Origin of the sequence: Kocuria sp. CNJ-770 (genome assembly GCF_001942375.1) — a bacterium.
GTDB lineage: Bacteria > Actinomycetota > Actinomycetes > Actinomycetales > Micrococcaceae > Kocuria > Kocuria oceani.
Genome location: NZ_MKJW01000154.1, coordinates 1 through 1851 on the forward strand (window position 1 = coordinate 1; position 1851 = coordinate 1851).

General features: G+C 61.2%; 1 protein-coding gene and 1 pseudogene. One reads left to right on the forward strand and one right to left on the reverse strand.

Annotated elements, in window-relative coordinates; translation table 11 throughout:
* Window positions 1-171: 171 nt before the first annotated feature.
* A complete protein-coding gene (locus BJF77_RS18000) occupies window positions 172-1491 on the reverse strand; it encodes a response regulator transcription factor family protein (protein ID WP_255396359.1) in 1320 nt (439 codons plus the stop codon).
* A 144-nt stretch (window positions 1492-1635) separates the two neighbouring features.
* On the opposite strand from BJF77_RS18000, the pseudogene BJF77_RS20720 reads away from it, so the two are divergent.
* Window positions 1636-1851: pseudogene (locus BJF77_RS20720) on the forward strand (6-phospho-3-hexuloisomerase); the annotation flags it as partial.

The window sequence follows — 1851 nt, forward strand, 5'->3', positions numbered from 1 at the left end:
GCCGAGCAGCCTCGGCATCCGGTGTCCATGGGCTGACCAGCGCCTGCACGGCCGCACGCACGGGCCTTGGCTGCGCTCGTCCCGCCGGCAAGCCAGGTCAGATGGCACCTGATGGTGCGGCAGTCCCGGTTGACGACTACCGGATAGTCATTAGCGGTGATCACAACGCGTTCAATGCTGCGGGGTGGGCGTTGTCAGCGGAAATCCCATGCGGACGGCTAGGGAGATGGCCTCTGCGCGGGAGGAAACGCCGAGTTTTCGGAACAGATTGCGCATGTGGAACTTAATGGTGTTCTCGCTGACTTGCAGCTCGCCAGCGATGGCACGGTTGCGCAGGCCGGCCACGAGTAGCCGTAGCACCTCTTCTTCTCGAGGCCCCAAGTTCCACATCGCACCCTCAGTAGAAGTGGATTGTGGCGGGTCCAGAGGAAGGACGACGGAGACATCAGCTCCCCATCCGGCTATCACTTCCACTGATATGCGACCATGCAACGCCTCGACGCGCTGCTCAAGACGTTTCAAGCTGTCGGCGTTCAGCGACAGCTCTCCTTTGCCATCATCTCGCATGTTGATGAGCAGGTTCGTGCCGTCGCAGTCCCATTGTGTGCGGATCCGGTGCACCTCCTTTTGCTCGACCATGGCCAAAACCAGCCCGCGCACGATCGCCCGAGCCGCATGGGCCACTTCACCTGGCAAGGCTCGACCGTTGATGGGAGGTTCAACGAATTGCATGTCAATGCCCCGAAAACGCACCAAGGGCTTCAGGTCTTCGAGCAATCGTTGGAACGCTGTCACCACCGCTTCTTCCAGCAGCGCGGCAGTCCGGTCGTTTTGGGTCCGCAGGAACACCAAGGCCGTTGCCGCCAGGTCGGTGACGGTACGTCGAGCTGTGGCATCATCCTGAGCGGGAGAGCGCAGAACGGCAAGAAGCGTTTCCAGTGTTGTGGAATGCTGGTCCGTCAGCTCAGCGGTGATTCGAGCCCGTTCCGCAGAAGCTGCCCGTGATTCCCGCAAGTACGACGGGGGAGCTTCCGCAACCTTCTCCCGGATACGCACCGCCGCCAAGTGCCACAACCGCACAACGACGGCCAGATCCGTCGCCTCACTGCGACTGAGCACCTGCACCGGGTCCGTCAGCACGAGCAGGGCATTGGTTGAAGATTTCAGAACCAGGGCTTCTCGCATCTGTCCACCGATCAGCTGGCGCCCCCAACGCGGTGATAGATCCGACAGCGATGTCCGGACCCGGTCCAACTCCTCAATCGTGACACGGCTGATGATCTCTTCTGCCCCGCACTTCTTCTGCGGCCGGCCTGTGCACTCCTCGGTGAAGACCACCAAAGCGCTACAGCCCAGATATGGACTCACCGCGGACCGTAGTTTCTCCGCGATCTGCGTCAGTGGCGATTCGGCCAGCTGGATCACCGCCTCCAGAAGGATCGAAGACTCGTCGTGGGCAGCGGCGGGGATCTGCTTGCTGGGTAAACTCACCACCCCATTATAGATGTCAATCCATACCATCACCCACCCAAATAGGTAGGTACAACTATCCCTGTGGGGAGCTTCTCCTACCCAAATAGTGCACCAGTATGGGAGGAACGAACAGATCGCCCCACGATGTGTAAGGAGCAACGCATGGAAGCGCGCCCTTCCCCCGCTATGCTTGCCGACCCCGAAGCTGACGGCGTTCGTCAGAACCTGGAGTTCATTCAGGCAGAGATCGCCGCAGCCTCCGGCCGGTTGAACCACGACCAGCTCGTGGCCGTGGTCAGGCTCATTCAGCGGGCCGAGAGGCTCTTCGTAGCCGGAGCCGGACGTAGCGGCCTGGTGATGCGCATGGCAGCCATGCGC